The organism is Brasilonema angustatum, assembly GCF_059505445.1.
On sequence record NZ_JCACKO010000156.1, the window covers coordinates 1 to 23,822 of the forward strand.

Genomic DNA, 23,822 nt, shown 5'->3' on the forward strand with positions numbered 1-23,822 from the left:
CATACTTATGGTCAGATTATACTGGTCTACCTGATTGGGGTGAATTGGCAGCGATCGCTGCTGAAGCTTTGTTTCCACAATTAGTACTTTTAAAAGTGTTACTCCAGATCAAACGACTTCGACAATTGGCTCGCAAAAATGGTTTAGACCTTGCTGTCAATGGCTGGCAGTATGGGTAATTGAGAATGGTGCAAGATCTCAGTTAAAACGGACTCTTGTTAGTCTTTTAGTCCGTTTTAACGGACTTAAGCTATTAGCCTGGAACTTAAGTTCCAGGCGTACTCCGGTTAGGTGCAAGATGTGAGCGCCCAACGGGCGCGATTAACGCTCCCGCAAAATATGAAACAAGCACATTTTTATAAGATTTCTCAAAGCCTTACTGTATAACGGTTCTAAAATGTGCAAGTTAGGAGATGAGTAAGTTTTAATCCCGCTATCGAAAGTGATTCTGACTCCTGACTCAGGAATTGCTGAATTCTTTTTTAAATCTTACTCAACAAACTTCGGTCTTGCCTTTTGAGTAGACTGTATCTGTTGTTCTAAAGCTACCCAATCTTCCTGCTCAACGAAATGAATCAATTCATCTAGATTGTGACGATATTGCTGGAGTGAATTGAGCAAGCAGGCACGATTGTACCGCGCCATCATCAGCCCTAATTCTGGATTACCGCCACCAACACGACTTGTATCTTTAAAGCCAGAACTAGCAAACTTCTGGGCTAATTCCAGCACATTCGTGTCGGTTTCACTCATACAAGCAGCAATCAACGAGGAACTAACCATCACGGGTAAATGTGAAATCCAGCTGACTGCTCGGTCGTGCTCTTCTGGAGAACAATGATACAGAGTCGCCCCAAGTTCATGTACAATTTTTTCTACGATTGTGATTGCATCTGGTGGTGTCGTTTCTGTTGGTGTCAGGACATAAGGTTTTTTTTCAAATAAATTGGGGATAGCTGCTTCTATACCACTATCGGTTCTTCCCGCCATTGGGTGTCCACCGATAAAATTGTCCCAGAGGGGAGCGATCGCCTTAACTATCGGTGTTTTAACTGAACCGACATCAGTGACAATTGTATGAGAAGCCAGATGAGGCATGAGCTGCTCTAATGTGGGAACAATAAGCCCTATGGGTGTACAGATAAATACCACTTCGGCTTTTGCTAGCAGGCTGATGTCAACTGACGCTTCATCTGTGCTACCAAGGGCTATTGCTCGCTTACAGGTTGATTCTCGTCGGCTAACGCCTAAAATATGATGTCCTTGCGATCGCAAATCTAAACCTAAGCAGCCACCTATCAGTCCAAGTCCTAAAATACCAATATTCATCTATTTGTCATTTTGAGATTTTATATCATGTATATTTTGCACCTTGGTGATCAAAAACTATAAATCTGGAGCGAGAAAGCGGATTTTTCCATGCACGTGCTTTTTACGAGCAAGGATTACATTATATAAGTCATGAGTGAGCGGTTAGTCATTAACAGCTAACAACATTCAAAAGGAGGAAGAAACATGCGTAGTACTTTTAATAAAATGATCGGCAAGACGCGCTATGTGGTCTGTCGTATCATGTTACATTTAAGTGGATCTGAGGTAGCACCTATTTTGGGAGTTTTAAACCGTGCTGCTAGGGAAGCCATAGATACCGATGGTGACATAGAAGTTTTGGGAGAAGGATTGGTAGAAATCTGCCAAACTCTACTGCAATACGATGAATATTGGCTTTCTGCTGCTAATGAAGGTGACGTATTTTGGAGTGAAGGAGAGGCGGGAGACTATGTAAATGAATTATTTACAGACTCCGCTCAACGTTACCTCAGTGAACCAGATTTTGGTTCTGACTCAGGGTATGATGAACCTTTATCTCTTCCTGTAACGCGCAATGTCGTGATCATGATGACAATCGCTAGCGAAGGAGAAGTCCCTGATTTAGAAACTGACTTGGCTAATATTACGGCACTTAAGGAAGGCTTTAAAGCTTTAATAAACCTACACTACAAACATAAATTGCGGGCAATTCAGGTGCATTTTTCACCAGCTCGATTGGGCGATGAACTCACCAACGACCAACTCTTGCAATATTACCCGGAATTAATTCCGTTGTAATTGGTTGGGTTGTCCGTACCAACCACCCTAGTAAGAAATTGTTAAGCTCGGAGATAGGATGATAGTCAAATGTTCATGACAATCGTGCGTAAACTAACAGCGGTTTTTTTGGCCTTGAGTTTGTGTGTAACAACTGTCTCCTGCGGTGGTGGGAGATCAGATCAAACTACACCTCAAGCTAGTAATACCACTCAAACGACAACAGCAACCACCAAGCTAAATGATGGTCAGTATCCTGTACAGCAAGCTACCTACAACGATGCTGACGGGGAGTACACGTTGTTTTTACTCAACGCTACGCCCCCAAGTTTTAAAAGCCAAAATTTACAAATGGCGCGGCTGACTGATGATGAGGTCAAACAAGGGAAGAAAAGTTATCTAAAGGTAGAGAATGGACAGCCAGCTTTATATTTAACAGAAGACTTCAAAATTGCGTACGTCCACAACGTTACTGAGACGAAAACCAATCCCCAAACTGGACAACAGGAAACAGTAGTCGTCCGTCAACAGAATAGCTTCTGGGCACCTTTTGCTGGTTCTGTTGCTGGTGCTATAGCGGGACAGGCAATTGGTAACATGTTGTTTAGACCCCAACATTATGTACCACCTGTATACCAGCCTGGTGGAGTGCTGACTGGCTACGGTGGCTATGGTAGTAGCTATGGCGATGCGGTTAGTAGTTACCGCAGCCGCTATAATGCAGCCCCAGCAGTAGAGAGAAACCGTACTGCTTTCCGTAGCACAGGCACAATTAGAAGGTCATATCCTGGTGATTCTTCAACTATACGACGGACTACCCCAAATACGGGCAGTCGCTCGACTGGTTCTGGCTTTGGCGGAAGTACCCTAAGACCTTCTGGTAACTCTAATATCAGACGCAGTCCTAGCGGTAGTGGTTTTGGTAGTGGCGGTCGTTCGCGAGTCCCCCGTTCAAGTGGTTTTGGTAGAAGGCGGTAGAAAAGTCGGCAGTTAACCACAATAATTGAAAGAACCCCTTCCCGTTACTGGAAGGGGTTTTTTAGATGATTGAAAATTGACTTATTGGATCTATTATGCTATGGCAACCACTGGCTGCTGCCAACGCCCAACTGCCTTACCAATCACCGCAAGTTCTTCCATCAAACTGTCGAAACGTTCGGGTGTGAGAGATTGTGGTCCATCAGATAAGGCTTTTGCTGGGTTGGGATGAACTTCAATCATCAAAGAATCGCATCCACAGGCGATCGCCCCTAAACACATTGAAGGGACATATGTCGCCCAGCCCGTACCATGACTAGGATCAACCATAATTGGTAGGTGAGTTAGTTTGCGTAGCACTGGCACCGCTGACAAATCCAAGGTATTTCTAGTGTACTGGCGGTCAAAAGTGCGGATACCACGCTCACACAAAATCACATTTGGATTTCCTGCTGCTAGAATATATTCCGCCGCCATTAACCAATCTTCAATAGTTGCAGACATTCCTCGCTTGAGAAGAACTGGTTTTGGTTGTGCGCCTACTTTTTTCAACAGCGAGAAGTTCTGCATGTTTCTTGCCCCTACCTGGACAACATCTGCGACTTCTGCGACTTTATCCAACTCTGCACTATCCATAACTTCTGTAATAATGCCCAGCCCAGTTTCTTCTCGCGCTTTTACCAACAATTCCAAAGCACTCTCGCCGTGTCCTTGGAAGGCGTAAGGCGAGGTTCGGGGTTTATATGCGCCACCACGCAAAAAGTGTGCCCCGGCAGCTTTGATTCGCCGCGCCGTTTCTACGATCATTTCTTCATTTTCTACTGAGCAGGGACCTGCAACAATAACCACAGGATGGTGTTCACCAAAAGGAACTGGTCCATTAGGAGTGTCAACGATGACTTCAGAAGATTCTCCATGTCGAAACTGACGGCTAGCCCGTTTGAAAGGCTGTTCTACTCGCAGCACTTGCTCAATCCAAGGGCTAACTTCTTGAATTTGTAGCGGATCTAAGTCAGCGGTGTCACCAACAAGACCAATTACTACCTTATGCTTACCAACAATTTTTTCTGCTGTCAGTCCCCAAGTGCCAAGTTCCTCGCCCAGACGGTCTATTTCCGCCTCAGGGGAACCAATTTTCATGACTATAATCATGCTAAAATTCCTGCCTAGTTGAGTCCTAGCTGAAAATATTCTAGATGAATCAGTGGTTTCAAATTAGAAAGCGTGAGCAACCAAAATTAACTTTTCAATATAGCGCTCACTAGTCCCGTTATTGAAGATGTTCTGTCTCAAAAAATTCATCAATTTTGAATTTGTAATGTTGAAGTTACAAAATTTAAACTTCAACATTATTTTTTTTGATATTTACCCAACGTCACAGTGATTTGCTCACTGAATACTGCTCGTCAAACGTTTTTTTGGCGAGTTTCACGCCAAGCTGCTATCATTCGTTCCCAATTAGTCGTGAACTCATTCCAGCCCAGCCAACCTCCAACTCTGTGTTCATCCCAAGAGGCAGAGAGAACACCATAAGTTATCCCCAACACCCCCAAACCAAAAAAACCCATGTTCACGAGTAAGACGGCGATGGGGGCTAGTTTAATTCCAGCATAAATCAATAGGAAGTAACTCACAATCAGGGTGCTGATTCCCAAAGCTGTTGGCACACCACAAAAAACAGCCACTCGGCGAATCATTCGTTGGCTAATAACTTTGGGTATAGCCATCTCTTCTTTGGTAAAAGATGGCTTCTTCTCGTCCTTTTTCCCAGATTCCTGCTTGGTATCTGGTTGTTTGCCTTTTGCTTTTGCGGGTTTTTGGCGCTTTTTGTTTGGTTCAAAAGGCAACTGACTGCGTTCAGATTCAGCAGACATAAGTACTAGTCTCTATCCACGAATGCCGAGACGACCAATCAAAGCTTGATAACGTTCTCGGTTTTCTTCCAGAATATAAGATAATAGACGCTTACGTTGACCAATAAGCTTCAACAATCCTCGACGCGAAGAATGATCTTTCTTGTTTGCCTGGAGATGTTCGCTAAGACGGATAATACGCGCTGTTAGCATAGCGACTTGAACATCAGCAGAGCCAGTATCGGTTTCGTGAACTTGGTACTGTGTCAGTATTTCTTGTTTGCGCTCTTGCGTTAAAGCCATGATCTAATCAATTTCTAAATGTATGCAGCAGTTTCCCATAATATCATAGCCATCCGGGAGCAGGCCTATTTTGCTAAAAGACTGGGTGATGAGAAATCGCAAAGGCGAAATCCAGCGACATGGAGTCATTTGAGAGTGTGCAGTTTAGTAAGACGAGGATTTTTAGATTTTTCCTACTGCTGGACAAGAATTTTGGCTTGGAATGACTCTATATCAATTCTGATGCCGTGTTTCCCAGCTTCGACATTATAATTACCAGTCCACTCATGCCATGTCCCTGCACAGGGGAAGTCAGGAATATGATATCCACTCTTGTTTTGATCGGAAAAATTTGCTATTACAACAACGCGAGAATCTTCTTGACTACGAACATATGCCAGTACTTTTTCGTCTAGACTCTCATGGAAAAATTCAATGTTCTCACTTTGCAAAGCAGAATTTTTTTTGCGTAACGCAATCAGTTTTTTATAGTATTCAAATAAATCCCGATTCTGGTCTTTTTCTAATAAAGACCATGTAATTTTTTGAGGCTGAGTGACAGTTTCACTTTTACGTTTGTGTTCTCCAAATTCTTCCCCCATCCACAGCATAGGTACACCCATTGCTGTTAGCAATAGCGCTGCTGCTAACTTGGCTCGTCTAAATGCATCTTCGTCAAAGATACCGCGATCGCCCAATTCTCTCAAAAGATGTTCACGGTCATGACTCGCTAAGTAATTGATTACGTTTATACTAGCCTCATAACCCTGTTTTCTTGGGTCTATAACCTCCTTGAGTTTTTCCGGTTCAAACATCTCACCGCAAATATGTGGAATCACAAAATAGCGAAAACTTTCATGCCAACAAGCATCTAGCGGTCCTGATGGAGTCGTCACTTTACTGCTATCAGGAATATGTTCAGCAACGTTATAAAACTGTTTAGGAATCGCACTTTTTTTAGCTTGTTTACCCACCCAATCTAAAAATTCATAGTTAGCTAATTGACGCACCGCATCAAAGCGAATTCCATCAATGTGATACTCCTGAACCCAAAACCGTATAATATCACCAACGTACTTCCATGCAGGCTTAACGTCTAACTTCTCGTCGTAGTTGTCATAGTTAAACTCCGGACCCCAATAATTACCTGGATCTTCCGGATAATGCATATATTCGTAATACCAATAATTCCTATCAATTAGCATTAACGGACATTCTTCATCCGTGTGGTTAAAAATTCCATCAAGCAAAACGCGAATACCCCTCGCATGGCACTCGTCTATAAATCGTTTTAAATCTTCTGTTGTGCCGTAGCTAGATTCTGTCGCGAAATAGTGACATACTTTATATCCCCAATTATAATCACCAAAGTGTTCATTAACTGGCATTAATTCAATAGCGTTAATTCCTAACTCATGCAGGTAATCTAATTTTTTAATAACATCTACATACTTTCCGTGCTGATCAGAGTCAACTTCGCCTCCAGTAAAATCAGCTACATGTATTTCGTATATCACTAACTCATTATTGTTTTGTAATTTTATATTGTCGTGTTGCCAAACATAAGTATCAACAATCTTTTTTCCATTTTGAATTCTTACGACACCGACTTTTAGTTTTTCATTAACCTCTGTTGCATAAGGATCAATAACATCTATCCATTGCTCTGGCTCAAATTGTGGACTCTTCGTTTGAATACGGAACTTATACTGATAGATATCATCCTCTAATTCTACTTGAGTACGGAAAAAGCCGTCATTTCCTTTTTCCATTGGTATTTCTTGCCACTCAGAAAAGGAACTAATTAAGGCAGCTTTTTGATTACGAGGAGCAAATAAATAAAATTCAAGATTAGTTGCCATTTAAACTACTTAATCAGTATAAGAAACTCAAATCAAGAATATACAAATATATTCTCATATCAAGATAAATCAATCTTCTTTCTTGAGTCACATTTATTTTTCTTAATAAATTATTCTCTCAGATACCTAATAATTTTTTGGTAGTTAGAATACACATTATATTTTTTGCCATTCGATGGAGAAAGAGGAATCAAAAGTAACAAAAAAGTGGGAACTAGCATTCTCTAATTCCCACTTGTTTGTCAATGCATTTGGTGAAAATATAAGTATTTTTTAAGCAGCGGGTACAGGGACAGTCGTTACAGTAAGACTATCTAGGATAGGCTTACGGGTTTTCAGGTCAAATTTGTATCCATGTGGTAGGATATGAAGCTTTGCTCCGCAAACTGCTAAAGGTTCATCTTTCAAAATCTCGCCAACGTTGCTGTGCACAACCTCTGAATCATCGATAACTGTTACACAACCTTGCCCAACGACTTCAAACTGGTTATCGGTGACTACCATAGCAGTGTTCTCATCAATACCAAATCCCAAAACAGCAGGCTGCTGTGCTAAAGCTGCAACCAAGCGTCCCAAGCGTCCGCGTTGTGAGAAATGTTGGTCTATCACTACTCCTGGGAGAAAAGCTAAACCAGGACCTAAGTCTACAATTTCCATTCGAGGGTTTGTCTCGGAGTCGCCTTCGACAATCATCACATCTGGCATGACAGCGGCTCCTGCGCTTGTACCTCCTACAACTATACCTTCAGAGAAGCGCTGATGAATAGCTGCATCTATTTCGGTATCCTTAAGAATACTTGTGATACGGGCTTGGTCTCCTCCAGTAAAAAATATACCTGTAGCTTTATTTATCGCTGCTAACCCTGTAGATGAAGACCCATCTTCACGGGTTTCAGTGTCAAGTATACGAACATCCTCAGCACCTAAGCGTTCAAACACTCTAATATAATTCTCTCCGACTTCTCTTGGCAGTTCTGTCGCGGCTGTCATGATCACAATTCTGGCTTTTGTACCCCCAGCGTAGCGAACAAACTCCCGAAGAATTTGGCAATCTCCCTCCTTATCTTCCGCCCCCCCAATAATGACTAGTTGTCGCTTAATCTCACTAGCTACCATAGAGCCTCCTGATACAAGTGGTCTATTTCTATAAAACATGATGATTTTAGTGTTAAAAACTACCATTTGGTAGAGAAAGATACAAAAAATTAATGCAGACTATAATATGCAAAGTAAACAACCACATATTTCTCTGTAAAAAAAGTAGAACTAGAGTAAAAATAGTGACTCTTTATTTCATTCAAGTTCAACTAAATAAATAAGGTCAAAAGTCAGAAACATTTAACTGTTATGACTTTTGACCCGTAAGAGGCTTGTATTAGCTTTTGTATAAATTTGAAAGGCAACTTTTTTAACTCATCCCACGACCATTGAAAATACCAAGATCACTGATTTATGGCTAGCGCCGAGCTACGCGAACAGCAAAAGCCGTGGGATAAGATAAACTATTTTAGGTTGACTTAACCTAACGTAATGTTTTCTTTTTGCAAGTTACGTATAAGTTCTCTCAGTACATCAGTTTGCGTTCTGCCTAGTTTTTCGCAGTAATTACGTAAGATTTCTTTCTCTAGATCATTCACTCGGAATGTAACAAAATTTGTTGGTTTTCCCATAGCACTGACAGTAATATATAGCCCATAGAAATATAGCACAGGTAGCATAACTGCGCTTTACGTGACAAAACAAGTCTGTGGAATCCACATATCTTTATAGTGAGAACACCAAGAATACTTTGGACAATTCCATAACTCGCTGTGTTGGATACGGGTGCCAGCCCCTCAGATTTTGAGCGTGCCTCCTTGTAAAATCAGGATGGTTGTAAAAATCAAAACACCTCCCGATTTCAATAATGTTCCGGAGGTCTATCTGACTGAGTGCCGTATACTATTCATGGTGAGTTGTGGTGTTCTAGTTAAATCTCAAATACTCAATTCTTCAGAATGTTGGTCACCCTGTTGTGTTTCAAACAGTAACTCGCATAAAAAAGAACGTGCCTCTTCTAAAGCGAAATGCCTGGGTTTACCTTGATATACAATTTGATACTCATTACCGTCTGGACCATCTCCATATCCAGAAATGAGTTTGTGTTGGAAAGCTTCCTCAGCAAGATGCTGAACCTCTTTTCTGAGAACAGCTTTTGCGTTAGTCATACTTGCCGTCTCCTTAGCGCTTCTTAGTGCTTACTATTTATAAATTAACTAGTGTTTAATTGCACCCTTCAAAGGTTATATATTTAGGTACTAGTCAATAGCAATGGTTAAATGTTGATGCATCTGTTATTTTGACTATTGACTATTCACTTAGTATAACAGCTTAACTATATCTTTAGATAGCTGAATGTTCTTGGTGATACTGAGTACAATAATATTATATAAAAGTAGCTATTAATGCCAGTGTTCACTATAAAGCACAGATGTAGCGTAGGCATTGACCTTCGCTTACAAAAGGGTATTAAACTCATAGACAGTAAAGACGTCTGAGGAAACGCTAGTATTTGTTCAGATTTCAGGGTGTTTAGTCAGAGGTAATAGTCTTATGGTTCAAGACAAAATCACCAATACAGTTCGCATCAATGCCAGAAAAACTGATGCATTCGACATCTTCAAGTTCAAGCATTACATAGGACCAAATCCTTACTTGGACGCAGGCGCGTTGGTCTTTGATTTTGCTGTAACTGAGTTCACAAAACCTCTGCCGATTGAGGATTACGTCTCAATTATTAGCGATCGCTACCCAAACCTGCGCGACCAAACATTTGATTCCTATGCTCATCTGTTTGCCCGCACCGTGTCAGAAGTCGGAAAGCTAGATATGGGCTTACACCTCGACCATTGGGGTATCAAGTCATATGAAAGTTATGCGACAATTAGCATACAATCGCTTCACGAGCGTACTACTAGAGGTGTACTTTACTTTGTATGGGATTGGTTTGAAGCCATAACTCAGCACAAAGACATTAATTTTGAAGAGCAACTTTTAACACTTCAAAGTAAGTTCCGGCAATCAGTCTACGGTGGTCCTACAGTTTACGCTTTACTGCGTACAGCTGACACAAAAGGTATTCCCGCTTTTTATCTATGGGATGAAGGACTGACACAGTACGGATACGGCAAAAAACAGGTTCGGGGAATAGCAACGACATTTGATAGCGATAGCCATCTAGATTCCGACTTCACCACGCGCAAAGATGACTGCAAAGCGTTTCTAAAAACCTTGGGTTTTCCAGTGCCGAAAGGTGATATTGTGAATTCAGAAAAGCAGGCTCTTGCAGTAGCTAGAGACATTAACTACCCAGTAGCAGTCAAACCTGTGGCTGGTCACAAAGGAATTGGAGTCACCGCCGAAGTACGAGACGAGTATGAACTCAAATCTGCTTTTAGAAGGGCGCTTGAGGCAATTCCAGAAAACGAGCCAACCCGAGTTATTGTTGAAAAAAGCATTGTGGGGTCAGACTTCCGCGTGTTGTGTGTGAATGGCAGATTTGTTGCTGCTATTGAACGTCGTCCGGCATGGGTTGTGGGTGATGGAAAATCAACCATTCAACAGTTAATCCGAGACGAAAACCGAAAACCTGGGCGTTTGGATACACCCACCTCGCCGATGACGAAAATTCAGTCGGATGAAGCGATGGAACAGTATCTTGAACAACAGGGCTTGTCATTGGACAGCGTCGTTGAGAAAGATCGCAACGTTTCTCTTCGCAAAGTTGCTAACCTCTCGGCTGGAGGTGTGAGCATTGATGCAACCCGCACTGTTCATCCTGACAATATCATTTTGGCACAAGATATTGCCCAACACTTCCGCCTTGTTTGCCTGGGGATTGATGTTATTGCACCAAATCTTAGCGAATCTTGGAAGTCTAACGACTTTTCTATCTTAGAAATCAACGCTGCGCCAGGAATTTTGATGCATCTCAAGCCTTCTATCGGTGAAAGCGTTGATGTACCCTCACACATTCTGGAAACCTTTTATCAAGTGGGTACAGATGCCAGAATACCAATAGTCACGTTCAACAATATCTCGGTTCAGCAAATTCAAGAAACAATTGACCATATTCTTTTACAACACCCAGATTGGACAATAGGCGCTGTTTGTCGTGATGGTGTTTTCATAAATCGTTCGGCAAAAATTTTGAGTCCAGATTACAACACCAATATCCTTTCTTTGTTGCGTAATCCCAAGCTTGATATGCTGATTGCTGAATACAAAGAAGACGTTTTGGAAAATGAAGGAATGTTTTACTACGGAAGTAACATGGTAGTTTTAAACAATCCTACAGAAACTGAGATGACGTTAACGCGGGATGTTTTTGATGATTCAACTGTTGTGATCAAAAATGGAGACAACATTTCTATTAGGCGCAAGGGTTTGATAGAAGAGTATACTCTTGGTGTAGATGAACCTTTTACACGGGTTTATTTAAAGGAGATTGGAACGGTTTTGTAAGTTGATGTGAATAGAGTGGTTCTCATTTGAATCACATACACTATCACCAACAATGTAGAGATGTAGAGATGTAGCATGTGAGTCAGCGCGTTGCGGTGAATCCAGCGCTGCAGGCGGGTTTACCGCCGTAGGTGACTGGTGAACCCGAAGGGGGGTTCCCCCCCGTTGTAGCGACTGACGAACCCGTTAGGCGCAGCCGTGGCGTCAGCCATAGGGCTATGTCTCTACACTCACTCAACACCTAAAAGTATTGCGTAATCTAGGTTTGGGGAAGATTAGGGGTGATTTTTAGGTGGTGCATCGACACCACTCGCCAAATCGCTGAAACCCTATATTTTTCGTTGAGTGGTGTCGATTGCTTGTAGGGTAAGGGTTTGAGGTATGTGTGTTGCTCAATTTTGCACAACATATATAATGGTTTTGAGAGTGGTGTCGATTTGGCGGCTGAAACTCTTACTGGGTAAGGGCTGCTAGACGAACTCCCTACCGATTGGGTTAAATCGGATTAGTTGGAAACAAGTGCCTCGAGTCTATACCCTAGGGGGCTAGAATAAAACGACCCTACCGATTGGGTTAAATCGGATTAGTTGGAAACTAGAGAGGGTAGTAATGCACCTAAGACGACAAATTCCCTACCGATTGGGTTAAATCGGATTAGTTGGAAACTCTGTAGTCCCACGTCCATGGGTAGTATTTATATCCCCTACCGATTGGGTTAAATCGGATTATAGCGGTTCTCATTTGAATCACATACACCACCACGAATAATGTAGAGACGTAGCATGCTACGTCTCTACAGCTGTGTATTGTACGCAACTGAGAAGCGCTATAGTTGGAAACATTTTCATTGTACCTGCAACTTTTGCAGTAAATAAAACCCTACCGATTGGGTTAAATCGGATTAGTTGGAAACGCCAGCATCAAACGTACCATCAGAAAATCCAGCATCCCCTACCGATTGGGTTAAATCGGATTAGTTGGAAACTTGCTAGATGTATTCGCCTATATCCCTTAATGATTTTCCTACGGTTCTTGGCTAAATGCCCGTTTGCTCTAAACTAAAAATATCGTCGTAAACGCTTGATAATGACACAAGCCATATCATGAACATTGATGATAAACGTTGGAGTGTGTACGACCGCTACAGTAACAATATTTATATAACTGAGGAGCGATGGGAACACGTTATTGATCCAGAAAACCATCCAGAGATGGAAGAATGTGAGGATGAACTAAAACAAACCATTCGTTCTGGTCGTCGGACTCAAGACCCATTGAATCCGCAAAAATATCGTTACTACTAAGGCATTTGATGATTTACCCTTTGACAATACCCACATAGTCGCTATTGTTCTGTGTCGCTTTAAAGAAGGGGAATTGGGTCAACCTATACCAAATAACTACGTAGTCACGGCATATCAAAAGGTGATGGGTTAAGTATATGAGCAAGCCAAGTGTTAAATATGATGAAGCAAGCGATACGCTGACTGTTTGCTTTGAACCAGGATCAAAAGCAACGGGGATAGAACTGACCGACCATATCTTGTTACGAATTAATCAACAACAGCGTCAGGCGGTAAGTATCGTTTTTTTTGAGTATTCGGTGTTGGCGCAAAAAACAGAGATGGGAAGCCGCAGCTTCCCCCTGACTGGTTTATCCCAGATATCGAACGACCTTAGAGAGATGATCTTTAAGATTTTGTTGTCTGACCCTGTGTCCGATTTTTTACACCTTTCCGCTTATACGGTTTCTTTGGTGGAAACTATTCCCATCATTTCCATCCAACCCATGCCCGTTGAAATGACTCAACTCAGTGCTTAGTATTAAATCAAAAGTAAACAGGCATTGCACCGAGATGTAAGAGCTTTTTTAACAACCAAGTGTAATTAGTTAAAGTTATGCATATAGCAATCCTAAATCACGAATAATTTAGGATTTCTATATTACCTTTGGCTAACAACTAATGGCTGACAGCTAATAACTGATTTACTGCCAAACAAACACTTTAGCTTCATATGGTCCAATATCAATGGTAATGCGATCGTCGTTAGCTTCTACATCATAATTGCCTGTCCACTCGTGCCATTTGCCATTGTTGGAGAAGTTAGAAACTTGATACTCGCCCAAGAAGTTTTCTGAAAAATTAGCCACAACCACAACACGAGAACCTTCATCGTTCCAACGGCTATAAGCTAATACTTTATCTTCTGGATTTTCGTGGATGAAATCAACATTTTCTGTGTAGAGAGCATGATTGCTTTTACGCAGGTGTATTAAGCCTTTATAGTATTCAAACAAGCTATGGTTCAAATCATTACCTAGCAATCCCCATTCAATTTTAGATGATTCTTGTGTATTCGGCTTATACTCGCCAAATTCCTGACCCATCCAAAGCATGGGTACACCCATCGCTGTTAAAAGGATAGCAGCTCCCAACTTCAACCGCCTAAAAGCTTCTTCATCAAAGATATTGTTGTTACCTAATTCCACCATTAAGCGATCATGATCATGGTTGGTGAGGTAATTCACAACATTTGTAGCACCCATGAAGCCTTGACGTTTTGCGTCGATCGCATCTTTGAGGCGTTCTAAATCAAAGGTCTTACCACAGATATGATCCTTAATACAATGATAGAAACTATCATGCCAACAGCCATCCATTGGTCCATCAGCGTTGGTAATGCTAGTCGTTTCTGGAATATGTTCGGCAATGTTATAAAAAGGCTTCATGCTGGCAGTATTTCTGGCTTCTTCCGTTATCCAGTGCATGAAATCATAGTTAGCAATTTGCCGTGCTGCATCGTAGCGAATTCCATCAAGGTGATACTCACCCACCCAAAAACGAACTGTATCACCAATAAATTTACGAGCGGGATAAATCTCTAATTTTTTGTCATAGTGTTCGTAATTAAATTCTGGTCCCCAGTTATTATCGGGGTCGCGAGGCTCGTGATGATACCAATAATCGTGGTCGATTTGTGTTAATGGAGCTGATGATTCTGAATGATTATAAATACCATCCATAATCACACGAATTCCTCTTGCATGGCACTCATCAACAAGATTTTTCAATCCTGATGTCGGACCGTAACTCGATTCTGGGGCAAAGAAGTGACGTGGATTGTAACCCCAACTATAATCTCCTGGATATTCTTTAATTGGCATTAACTCAACCGCGTTAATTCCCAGTTCACTGAGGTAATCTAACTTCTCAACGACATGCTTGTACTTTCCTCGTGCATGTGGATCATCTTCACCACCAGAAAAGTCACCAACGTGCAATTCATAAATAACTAATTCCTGGTTTGCGGGCAGATGTTTATCGTCGTGTTGCCAAACACAAGTATCTACAACACGTTTCCCATCTTTGATGTGTACAACACCGTCATCCTTGCCACTCATTTCATCAATGTCAGTTGCATAGGGATCTGTCACATCTACCCATTGGTCTGGTTCAAAAAACCAAGACTTTGACTGCACACGAAATTTATATTTATAATCACCATCTTCTAATTCAACAGTTGTGCGAAAATAACCATCTTCACCTTTTTTCATTGAAATTGGTTCCCAATCAGAAAAAGAACCAATTAAAGAAGCTGCTTCGTTGTAAGGTGCAAATAAATTAAATTCAATTGGCTTTGCCATAGTAAGTATATAAAAAGAAGAGAAGGAGATGCATTGAAAAAAGACAATAATTATGTTACTAATGACTATAAAGATAATGGCTCAAAGCGATTAACTTCTAGTGATTAGCAAGTGTTGAATGAATTCCGGCAGTCATGAGTATTTTCTAATTTATAAACAAACTAGCCAATCATCCTCAAGAGATAATCAAATCATTTTTACGTATCTCTCAAGAAGTAATTTTTATGTAAAGTATACTTATGTTTGATTTATTAATTAATTATAAAGTTTTAGTGATTGAACTAAGATAATTAGAAAAAATAGGTCACAAGCTTGTCAATCAAAAAACATACAAATTGTAAATGAGGAATAAGTCACTCCTCATTTCTCACTTTTTTAGTTGTAACTCGAAGTAGAATTTTCAGGCTTGCTCGTTGTTTTTATAACTAGCAACAGCTGCCCTGACATTACCTTGGTATTGTGACAGGAGTTGTAAACCCGCCTCTTTTTCCAAACCAGTCCAATGCATTAATAACGCCAACTTTACCCACTTACCACTACGTTCCAATAAAAAACCAGCGGCTTCTCGACTTAAACCTGTTAGGTCTTGTAAAATACGCATAGCGCGATCGCGTAACTTTTGATTCGTTACCGCCACATCCACCATGCGATTGCCATAAACTTTACCCAACTTCACCATCACACCCGTAGACAGGGTATTTAAGGCAAGTTTAGTGACTGTACCTGCTTTGAGACGAGTTGAACCAGCAAGAATCTCTGGTCCAGTTAACAGGCGAATATCAATATCAGCCTCACACTCGACCTGTTCAACAGGAACGCAGGCTATAAATATAGTAGTCGCTCCTCGTTGACGAGCAGCACTCATAGCGCCATGAACAAAAGGTGTTGTTCCACCGGCTGTAATGCCAACCACTACATCAAGTTGCGTGATTTGTCGTTGGGCGATCGCCGCTTCACCATCTTCAGCGCTGTCCTCCAAATCTTCGGAACTGCGTACTAATGCACCCGCACCACCAGCAATAATTCCCTGTACCATCTCTGGAGGTGTACAAAAAGTAGGTGGACACTCTGCAGCGTCTAACACTCCTAATCGACCACTTGTCCCCGCGCCGATGTAAAAAAGGCGTCCTCCGTGACGCAAACATTCAGCAGTACGTTCAATTGCTTGAGCCAACTGAACTTTAGCTACAGCAACTGCAGCCACTGCCTTTGCATCTTCGCGATTAAATAACTCTACCAGTTCAAGAGAACTCAGCTGGTCTAAATTCAGACTGTCAGGATTAACCTGCTCTGTCAAAAGATGACCGCGCCCCTGCAAATTCGTCGTCATTTGTTTTTTTGTCCAAACTGCAATTGGGAGGCAGCACTGAGATCGGGTTTTCCCGAAGTACTGCCGTTTATTTGTAATCAGTCATCAGTAATGACTAGTGACTAATGACTCACTATAGTAATCCTTCCAGTTTGCGGCGAATGCTATCTAGTTCCGAATCAGAAATTTCCGGTTTTTCCTGGGACTCCTCATTGCGAGGAGGAGTTTGCTCAGCAACATTCTCCTGCGACTCTAGTTTCCAATCTGTTTCTTCAACGTTAACTTCTGGGGGAATTGCCAAAGCACTGTCATTTGGGACAATTTCCCAATCGTAGTCTGCAGCTTGACAAAATTCTTTCACTTCCTCTGAATCAAGCGCCTCTACAGTTGGTGAGAGGAAATCTTGAGCTTCCAGCATGAGGGCAAAGCGTGTCGCGTCGTCTTCTGACTCGAACATCAGAACTTTATTGCGATAGCGCTCTGCGCCGCTCCCTGCTGGAGCTTCGCCCACCTGAATTGTGTGGATTCCCTCATTTTCTGTCCGAGCATTAAACAGTAGTACAAAAACACGCATGGGTGTAATCATTAATCTTACATTTTTGATCTATTTTTAATTAAAGTTCTAGAAGGCGTCCAATGAAAGGTCGAAGCAAAAATTTTCACTTTTTTATCAAATCTTAATATTTTCCTGACAAGGTAAAGACGACAATATCAATAATTTTCTTCAAGAAAGTGATAAACACAGGGGTGTAGGGGTGTACGGGTGTACGGGTGGAAAAGGTCTTTCTTTCATCCATAACAAGCGGTACGCCTAAGAATGGGGTACTTTCAAGAAACTGAATCCCGCTTCTTGTCTACTCCCTGTTCCCTGTTCCCTGTTCCCTCTTTTCTTACGAATACTGATCAAAAACTCCTGCGGTCTTTTGTGTCGTCGGTTATCCTGGAGTAGGCGCAATCCAATTGCGTACCAATCAGTTCTACCAGTGTGGCAGTTCCATCCGTATCTTGGTGCTAAGTTCTGAATAAATCCTTACAGATACATTCGGGGGATTAAATCAGAAAAAAAGGCTATGATGGCTCCACAAATAAATTCGGGACGCAGTGCTGTGAGCGGCTGTACCGGCTTGATGTAAATGCCGTTAGTTTTTCGTTTAAGAAAGTTCCCAAACTTAAGGCAGCAAGCACGTTACACAGGACAATGCTGTGTAGAAGAGCCACTGCTGAATTTGGGTTTCCCAGTATTCAGTGCAAGTGGCGTTTTCCCAAAAGCGACTATTATGCAACTAGCATAGGCTTCAAACCTCTTTCTGAGCGCTGAGTCTCTCAAAGAATGTAAACTGATAACACTTTCAGAATTTACACTCGGCGCTCAAGACTGTTTCGGTGAGTCAGTAGTGAGAGACGACATGACCAAAGCTTGTAATCCAGATGATCACTCCCAATCCCTCCATTTTTATAAAAAGCATCAATGGCTGCTGATTTTAAATCGTAGTGGCATTGCCTTGGGCGGAATTTTGTTTCTTGGAATTCTCGGCAGTACTTGGCGACTGTGGAAATTGATTCATAAAGAGTTAGTGCCGCTGGCACAAAGCAATCTTACCACTACACTGAACCGTCCAGTAGAACTGGGACAGGTCAAACAACTATCGCTTACAGGAGTGAAATTTGGGGCTTCAGCCATCCCAGCAACATCTATAGATCCAGATAAAGTCACAGTCGAGGGTGTGGAGGTAGGTTTTGATCCATTACAGTTGTTGTTTAAGCGAAAGCTCAACTTAGACGTCACCTTAGTCAACCCAGATGTTTACATTAAACAAGATGAACAAGGGCGCTGGTTAACCACAAAAATAATCCCCTCACCTCAAAAAGGACCGATTAAAACAAATTTAGACAAAGTGCGGTTTCGCAATGCCAAGCTGATCCTGGTACCGCAGTTGAGGAAAGTAGGAGAACTTGGGGTACAAGGAACGACAGAACAGAAGAGTGAGAAAGGAAAAGAAACTCTCCCTCCCTCCTTCTCCCCCTCCCTCTCCGCCTCCCCCGTAGCATTCTCACAAATCAATGGAACTGCACAACTATTAGAAAACAACAAACTGATTAAATTTGATTTAGGTGCGGAACCAGATAATGGTGGTAACCTTTCCATACAGGGAGACTTTCGTCCAAAGACACAAGAAATTAATTTAGAGTCGCTGCGTGGGCAAAACTTGCTTGCTGCTGAGATTTCTCGCATCGTTAAGTTACCTGTACAATTTCAAGCAGGTCGAGTTGAGGGTGATCTGAAAATTCTCAACATTCAACTCAAACAAAAACAGCAAAACCCGCTCATTTTCGGTAATGCTACTTTGCAAGGGGTTCAACTTCAAGTTCCCCGAATGGTACAACCTTTTGTAAATTCTCAAGGTCATCTGCGGTTTGAAAAAACTCAGCTGCACTTAGAGAATGTTTCTGCTAATTATGGCAAAATCCCCTTGGTTGGTAACGGTACCATTGACCCAAAAGCAGGCTACAACCTGGTTGCACGTGTGAATTCCGTGAATTTGGTAGATGCTCGCGAAACTCTCAAGGTAAAATTGCCAGTACCGACAATTGGGGAAGTTAAGGCAAACTTACAGCTTGTTGGACCAACCACAAACCCAATTCTCTCTGGTACAGTCGCCACCATCAAAACAGCAAAAATTGATAAAGTCGATTTTAATACTGTTCAGTCACAGTTTGAGTTTTCTCCTGTTGCTTCTGTGATTACTTTTAAAAATATTCAGGGCAAAGCCACAGTCGGTGGTGAAATCACAGGCGCTGGTAAAGTTCAATTTGTTAACAAAATTCCTGAAATCAATTTTAACGTCACAGCAAAGAACGTTCCGGGAGATGCAATCGCCTCTGTTTACCAGACAAAACCAGGATTTCAAATTGGTACTGTCTCCGGTACAGCTCAACTGACTGGCAGAGATCAAAACGTTCAGACAACAGTACAATGGCAAGCACCCCAAGCAACTTACCCCGGAAGCGGAGAAACTATCATCGCCCCAGACAAATCTGTTTCTTTCCGGAATGTTGCTGTTAATGTTGGTGGTGGTAAAGTACAAATTGCTGGCAATTGGGCTAATCAGCGTTGGCAGGCGATCGCCGATGCCTCACAAGTGCAAGTGCAGCGTTTTGTCAACCCCACCCAACTACAAAATGTCTCTATTGATGACGCACGCTTCAACGGTCGTCTGATCTTATCAGGAACCTCAGCCCCATTCAAAATTGCCACGATTCGCACCACAGATAACACAAAAGTTCAACTTGCAGGTGGCACTGTTGCTATTTCTAACATTCAATTTGGCGAAGAAAGCTTTTCTGCTCAATTAGTTGCAGATGGTGTACAGTTGGGACGCTTACTAAAAAAAGCACCCCCAAGTTTACAAGGACCATTGGCGGGTAAGTTCCAAGTCTCAGGAAACACAGACGCTTTCAACCTCAAAACATTGCGTGCGACGGGCGTTGGACAGCTATTAGTTGCTGGTGGCGCAATTACCGCTTCTAAGATTCAAGTGGCAGAGGGTTTGTACAAAGCACAACTTAACGCTAATGACGTTGATTTGAAACAGTTGGCACAATCACCCCAGCAATTTCAGGGAAGGTTAACCGGACAGTTCAACGTTGCTGGTTCGGTTGAATCTTTCAAACCAGAAGCTGTGACAGCGACAGGACAAGCACGTGTGAATTTTGGAAGCAACACAGTCACCGCCTCCAACATTGAACTTGCTAACGGTCGTTATCAAATGCAACTTCAAGCAAATAACGTACCATTGCAGCGTTTGACACAAGTATCACCGCAGTTGAACGGTAATTTAAGTGGTCAATTCAATGTTGCTGGTCTAATTAATTCGCCTCAGCCACAAGCAATAAAAGCGACAGGTCAGGCGCGACTAAATGTCGCAAATGGCACTGTGACTGCTTCCAATATCCAAGTGGCAGATGGTCGCTATCAGGCTGTGGTTGATGCTTCTGGTGTGGAATTAAAACGGTTGTCGCAGCAGTTGCGGGGGCAGTTTGGTGGTAAGCTACAAGTCGCAGGCACCGTGGGAGCTTTCAATATATCTAACGTGCGTGCCTCTGGTCAGGTACAGTTTTCTCAAGGTATTGGTGGTATTGAGCAACCACTAACAGCAGCTGTTGGTTGGGATGGACAAAAGCTGAACATTGAGCGAGCCACTTCCCCGGATTTGAATGCTAATGGTTACATTTTAGCCAAATCTAGTAGGGAAGGTATACCAGAAATTACTGAACTAAATTTGAACGTTCAGGCACAAAATTTGAATCTGCAAAAGTTGCCAATACAGTTATCCAAGAGTGTGGGCTTAACGGGTAAAGCCGATTTTGGTGGGAGAATCAATGGCACACTACCAGCACCAAATATACAAGGGGAACTAAGGTTACGTGACTTAGTGGTGAATCAATTACCTTTTGAGTCGGTGTTAACTGGAAATATTCAGTCGGGACAGGGACAGGGTTTAAATTTAGATGTTGCAGGCAAACGCGATCGCATTACACTAAACGCAGATGCAAACAATCGCCCCAACTCTTTCTTAGTGCGGTGGCAAGATTCATTAGCCAGCGGTCAAAGTCAAGGGGATAATTTGGCAATCAAAGTAGACAATTTCCCCTTGGCGATATTGAATCTTACCCCGCCTGCTAACAGTCATCTTGGTAAAGGTACAATTGCAGGAGTTTTGACTGGGAATTTTCAAGTTAATCAAAAGACATTCGTGACACAGGGGGATGTTGCCATTGCTAAGCCTCAAGTTGGTCGGATTAAAGGCGATCGCCTGAATGCACAGTTTAGTTACGGCGATGGTCAAACTACCATTTCCAATGGTGAATTTGTCAAAGGTCTTAGTCGTTACGCCCTGGCTGGAACTTTCACCCAAACTCCCAAAGGTCCGCAAATCAAAGGTAAACTGAACGTGACTCAGGGTGAGGTGCAAGATGTCTTGAGTGCGCTACAGATATACGAATTCCAAGATGTCCAACGCGGTTTGTCAGAACCAAAGTATGGCAAAGCAGCGGATTTGAGTTCTATTCAGTCAGTCGGGTTTACAGCTAATGAGCCTTTGTCAACCCAACTTAACCGCTTTGCTGCAATTGAATCCCAGTTCGCACAACAAAAACAACAGCGTCGCGATGCTTCCCCCATACCAGATTTAGAAGATTTAAAAGGAACTTTCAATGGTGAAGTCTCCATAGATACTGCTGCTGCGAACGGACTGGATGTCAGCTTTAATTTAAATGGTCAAAACTTTGTTTGGGGTAAGGGAGATAAACTAGAGCAGTTGTATAAAGCAGACCAAGTGATTGCTCAAGGCAGATTTGAAAACGGTGTTCTCAGATTTTTACCTTTGCGAATTGAATCTCAGAACCGGCTTATCGCTTTGACAGGTAACATTGGTGGTAGTGAACAATCTGGTCAATTGCGAGTGATCAACTTCCCCGTACAAGTGCTGAATAATTTTGTCAAAATGCCAGTTGGTATAACAGGTAATCTTAACGGCACAGCAGCTTTAGCTGGGAGTATTCAAAATCCACAGGCAAAGGGAGAATTGCAAATTGCACAAGGAACTCTGAATCAAAAGGCAGTAGAGTCAGCAATTGCGAGTTTCAACTATGGCAATGGTCGCTTGGACTTTGGCAGTCACGTTGTGGTTTCTGGTTCAGAACCTGTTAAGATTGCTGGCAGTATACCATATCAGTTACCTTTTGCTTCCGTAAAACCAGACAACGATAATATTAGTCTGGAGATGAAAGTCCAAAATGAAGGATTAGCAGTCTTAAACCTGTTAACCAACCAGGTAGCCTTTGAAAAAGGTGAGGGAGAAATAAACCTCATGGTACGGGGTACAAGGCAACAGCCGATTATAGATGGACTTGCCACTGTTAATAATGCTACCTTTTCATCTCAATCGTTACCAGGAAAGTTGACAGATATTACAGGAAAAGTGCAGTTTGATTTAGACCGCATCATCGTACAAAATCTTCGAGGTAAGTATAATAACCAAGGTAGTGTTGAAGCACAAGGGGAAATTCCTGTCGCTAACCAGGGAACGAAAATAGATAATCCTCTCAACGTTACCCTTAACCAATTGGCTTTGAATATTAAGGAACTTTACAAGGGAGATGTCAGTGGTAACTTGCTCTTGACTGGTTCTGCCCTTAACCCAATGGTTGGTGGTCAATTGCAGTTAGATAATGGTCAGGTATCACTTGCAGAATCTAAAAATCCAACTACCCCTGAAAATAGCAATGATACGAATGTCTCACGCCTAAAGGCGGCAAAGCAAGATACTCCTAAAGATAGTCCGAAAGTTAGCAATACAACCACTAAGTTTCACGATTTAAAGTTAAAGCTAGGCAAAAACGTAGAAATTACCCGTCCACCTATTCTTAGTTTCCGCGCAACTGGTTCCCTAACTGTCAACGGTTCATTTGGCAATCCAATACCAGAAGGAACTATCCGGCTGAAGGGGGGAAGCGTCAATTTATTTACTACTCGATTTAACCTTGTTAATGGGTATAAGCATAAAGCTATTTTTCGGGCAAATCAACCTCGTGACCCCAACTTAGACATCCAACTATTTGCCAAAGTACTCGACGTTCTTCAAAATACTGACTTCAATAAACCAAATATTACAGGGTTGGCAGCTTTAGAAAATATTCGTGTCGAAGCTAGGGTACAAGGTCCTGCAAGTAAACTCGATCAAAGTGTAGAATTGACAAGCAGTCCTGCACGCACCGAAACAGAAATTGTTGCCCTGCTTGGGGGTGGATATGTAAATAATCAAGAAGGAAGCAACAACGATGCTACTTTGGGACTTATTAATATAGCAGGTTCGGCTGTACTAAACAATCTTCAAGAACCTCTAAATCAAATTGGGACTGCACTGGGTTTAAGTGAACTGCGTTTATTCCCAACTATTCTTTCTGACAGCGTACAAACAGGTAGGACGAGTTCAAGTTTGGAGTTGGCAGCGGAGGCTGGAGTAGACTTGAATCGTAAGATTTCTATTTCTACCCTCAAGATTTTGACAACAAACGATCCTTTCCAATGGGGTGTTAATTATCGACTGAATAATTCCATTCGTCTGCGTGCAACTACCAATTTCTTAGATGATAATCGTGCTGTCGTTGAGTATCACAAGAGGTTTTAGTTACCAAGTAAAGAACTCAGAATCAAACAGTGAACAAAGGGAACAGGGAACAGGGGGAACAGGGAACAGGGAACAGGGAACGGTTATCAGTTATCAAGCCAAGATGAGCTG

General features: G+C 42.1%; 17 protein-coding genes. 6 read left to right on the forward strand and 11 right to left on the reverse strand.

Features of this window, described 5'->3' with window-relative positions; genetic code table 11:
- Window positions 1-489: 489 nt before the first annotated feature.
- Window positions 490-1,329 carry a prephenate/arogenate dehydrogenase gene (locus tag AC5JM2_RS34670; protein WP_495840569.1) on the reverse strand — a complete coding sequence of 280 codons (840 nt, stop codon included), beginning with the start codon at window positions 1,327-1,329 and terminating at the stop codon, window positions 490-492.
- Window positions 1,330-1,515: 186 nt separating this feature from the next.
- Here AC5JM2_RS34670 and AC5JM2_RS34675 point away from each other — a divergent pair, with 186 nt between their 5' ends.
- Both AC5JM2_RS34675 and AC5JM2_RS34680 read left to right on the forward strand, forming a co-directional pair.
- Window positions 1,516-2,109 carry a DUF1517 domain-containing protein gene (locus AC5JM2_RS34675; RefSeq protein ID WP_495840571.1) on the forward strand — a complete coding sequence of 198 codons (594 nt, stop codon included), beginning with the start codon at window positions 1,516-1,518 and terminating at the stop codon, window positions 2,107-2,109.
- 69 nt (window positions 2,110-2,178) lie between these two features.
- A complete protein-coding gene (locus AC5JM2_RS34680) occupies window positions 2,179-3,066 on the forward strand; it encodes a hypothetical protein (protein ID WP_495840572.1) in 888 nt (295 codons plus the stop codon).
- 93 nt (window positions 3,067-3,159) lie between these two features.
- Here the strand turns inward: AC5JM2_RS34680 and aroF are convergent, their stop codons facing one another.
- The 6 genes from aroF to AC5JM2_RS34710 form a co-directional block, all read right to left on the reverse strand.
- The gene (gene aroF / locus AC5JM2_RS34685; RefSeq protein ID WP_495840573.1) at window positions 3,160-4,218 is read right to left on the reverse strand and encodes a 3-deoxy-7-phosphoheptulonate synthase; all 1,059 of its coding nucleotides are present in this window, start codon (window positions 4,216-4,218) and stop codon (window positions 3,160-3,162) included.
- Between the two features lie 254 nt (window positions 4,219-4,472).
- The gene (locus AC5JM2_RS34690) at window positions 4,473-4,940 is read right to left on the reverse strand and encodes a PAM68 family protein (RefSeq protein ID WP_495840575.1); all 468 of its coding nucleotides are present in this window, start codon (window positions 4,938-4,940) and stop codon (window positions 4,473-4,475) included.
- Window positions 4,941-4,952: 12 nt separating this feature from the next.
- Window positions 4,953-5,222 carry a 30S ribosomal protein S15 gene (rpsO, locus tag AC5JM2_RS34695; protein ID WP_495840577.1) on the reverse strand — a complete coding sequence of 90 codons (270 nt, stop codon included), beginning with the start codon at window positions 5,220-5,222 and terminating at the stop codon, window positions 4,953-4,955.
- A gap of 173 nt (window positions 5,223-5,395) precedes the next feature.
- Window positions 5,396-7,063, reverse strand: coding sequence for an alpha-amylase family glycosyl hydrolase (locus tag AC5JM2_RS34700; RefSeq protein WP_495840579.1), 1,668 nt, complete (start codon window positions 7,061-7,063; stop codon window positions 5,396-5,398).
- A gap of 273 nt (window positions 7,064-7,336) precedes the next feature.
- On the reverse strand, window positions 7,337-8,179 hold the full coding sequence (locus AC5JM2_RS34705; RefSeq protein ID WP_495840581.1) for a cyanophycinase: 843 nt from the start codon (window positions 8,177-8,179) through the stop codon (window positions 7,337-7,339).
- A gap of 860 nt (window positions 8,180-9,039) precedes the next feature.
- Window positions 9,040-9,270, reverse strand: coding sequence for a hypothetical protein (locus AC5JM2_RS34710; protein WP_169267270.1), 231 nt, complete (start codon window positions 9,268-9,270; stop codon window positions 9,040-9,042).
- A gap of 385 nt (window positions 9,271-9,655) precedes the next feature.
- Between AC5JM2_RS34710 and AC5JM2_RS34715 the strand changes: the two genes are divergently transcribed.
- Complete coding sequence (locus AC5JM2_RS34715; protein WP_495840583.1) at window positions 9,656-11,566, forward strand: ATP-binding protein; 1,911 nt, start codon at window positions 9,656-9,658, stop codon at window positions 11,564-11,566.
- A gap of 259 nt (window positions 11,567-11,825) precedes the next feature.
- Here the strand turns inward: AC5JM2_RS34715 and AC5JM2_RS34720 are convergent, their stop codons facing one another.
- Window positions 11,826-11,975 carry a hypothetical protein gene (locus AC5JM2_RS34720; RefSeq protein ID WP_495840585.1) on the reverse strand — a complete coding sequence of 50 codons (150 nt, stop codon included), beginning with the start codon at window positions 11,973-11,975 and terminating at the stop codon, window positions 11,826-11,828.
- A gap of 694 nt (window positions 11,976-12,669) precedes the next feature.
- Here AC5JM2_RS34720 and AC5JM2_RS34725 point away from each other — a divergent pair.
- Both AC5JM2_RS34725 and AC5JM2_RS34730 read left to right on the forward strand, forming a co-directional pair.
- Window positions 12,670-12,870 (forward strand): hypothetical protein, encoded by a 201-nt coding sequence (locus AC5JM2_RS34725; RefSeq protein WP_495840587.1) that lies wholly within the window; start codon window positions 12,670-12,672, stop codon window positions 12,868-12,870.
- Window positions 12,871-13,007: 137 nt separating this feature from the next.
- On the forward strand, window positions 13,008-13,388 hold the full coding sequence (locus AC5JM2_RS34730) for a hypothetical protein (RefSeq protein ID WP_495840589.1): 381 nt from the start codon (window positions 13,008-13,010) through the stop codon (window positions 13,386-13,388).
- Between the two features lie 165 nt (window positions 13,389-13,553).
- Here AC5JM2_RS34730 and AC5JM2_RS34735 read toward each other — a convergent pair whose 3' ends face one another.
- The 3 genes from AC5JM2_RS34735 to AC5JM2_RS34745 form a co-directional block, all read right to left on the reverse strand.
- Complete coding sequence (locus AC5JM2_RS34735; protein ID WP_495840591.1) at window positions 13,554-15,212, reverse strand: alpha-amylase family glycosyl hydrolase; 1,659 nt, start codon at window positions 15,210-15,212, stop codon at window positions 13,554-13,556.
- 400 nt (window positions 15,213-15,612) lie between these two features.
- Window positions 15,613-16,542, reverse strand: coding sequence for an N-acetylmuramic acid 6-phosphate etherase (gene murQ / locus AC5JM2_RS34740; protein ID WP_495840593.1), 930 nt, complete (start codon window positions 16,540-16,542; stop codon window positions 15,613-15,615).
- A gap of 112 nt (window positions 16,543-16,654) precedes the next feature.
- Window positions 16,655-17,107 (reverse strand): DUF3110 domain-containing protein, encoded by a 453-nt coding sequence (locus AC5JM2_RS34745; protein ID WP_495840595.1) that lies wholly within the window; start codon window positions 17,105-17,107, stop codon window positions 16,655-16,657.
- Between the two features lie 820 nt (window positions 17,108-17,927).
- Here AC5JM2_RS34745 and AC5JM2_RS34750 point away from each other — a divergent pair.
- Window positions 17,928-23,711 carry a translocation/assembly module TamB domain-containing protein gene (locus AC5JM2_RS34750; RefSeq protein WP_495840598.1) on the forward strand — a complete coding sequence of 1,928 codons (5,784 nt, stop codon included), beginning with the start codon at window positions 17,928-17,930 and terminating at the stop codon, window positions 23,709-23,711.
- The last annotated feature ends 111 nt before the right edge of the window (window positions 23,712-23,822 follow it).

Coding starts and splice junctions, on each gene's coding strand:
- aroF (WP_495840573.1), bottom strand. CDS start 4,218: ATGATTATAGTCATGAAAATTGGTTCCCCTGAGGCGGAAATAGACCGT.
- AC5JM2_RS34715 (WP_495840583.1), top strand. CDS start 9,656: ATGGTTCAAGACAAAATCACCAATACAGTTCGCATCAATGCCAGAAAA.
- AC5JM2_RS34720 (WP_495840585.1), bottom strand. CDS start 11,975: ATGTTGTGCAAAATTGAGCAACACACATACCTCAAACCCTTACCCTAC.
- murQ (WP_495840593.1), bottom strand. CDS start 16,542: ATGACGACGAATTTGCAGGGGCGCGGTCATCTTTTGACAGAGCAGGTT.
- AC5JM2_RS34735 (WP_495840591.1), bottom strand. CDS start 15,212: ATGGCAAAGCCAATTGAATTTAATTTATTTGCACCTTACAACGAAGCA.
- AC5JM2_RS34710 (WP_169267270.1), bottom strand. CDS start 9,270: ATGACTAACGCAAAAGCTGTTCTCAGAAAAGAGGTTCAGCATCTTGCT.
- AC5JM2_RS34700 (WP_495840579.1), bottom strand. CDS start 7,063: ATGGCAACTAATCTTGAATTTTATTTATTTGCTCCTCGTAATCAAAAA.
- AC5JM2_RS34730 (WP_495840589.1), top strand. CDS start 13,008: ATGAGCAAGCCAAGTGTTAAATATGATGAAGCAAGCGATACGCTGACT.
- AC5JM2_RS34745 (WP_495840595.1), bottom strand. CDS start 17,107: ATGATTACACCCATGCGTGTTTTTGTACTACTGTTTAATGCTCGGACA.
- AC5JM2_RS34675 (WP_495840571.1), top strand. CDS start 1,516: ATGCGTAGTACTTTTAATAAAATGATCGGCAAGACGCGCTATGTGGTC.
- AC5JM2_RS34705 (WP_495840581.1), bottom strand. CDS start 8,179: ATGGTAGCTAGTGAGATTAAGCGACAACTAGTCATTATTGGGGGGGCG.
- AC5JM2_RS34750 (WP_495840598.1), top strand. CDS start 17,928: ATGACCAAAGCTTGTAATCCAGATGATCACTCCCAATCCCTCCATTTT.
- AC5JM2_RS34670 (WP_495840569.1), bottom strand. CDS start 1,329: ATGAATATTGGTATTTTAGGACTTGGACTGATAGGTGGCTGCTTAGGT.
- rpsO (WP_495840577.1), bottom strand. CDS start 5,222: ATGGCTTTAACGCAAGAGCGCAAACAAGAAATACTGACACAGTACCAA.
- AC5JM2_RS34690 (WP_495840575.1), bottom strand. CDS start 4,940: ATGTCTGCTGAATCTGAACGCAGTCAGTTGCCTTTTGAACCAAACAAA.
- AC5JM2_RS34680 (WP_495840572.1), top strand. CDS start 2,179: ATGTTCATGACAATCGTGCGTAAACTAACAGCGGTTTTTTTGGCCTTG.
- AC5JM2_RS34725 (WP_495840587.1), top strand. CDS start 12,670: ATGAACATTGATGATAAACGTTGGAGTGTGTACGACCGCTACAGTAAC.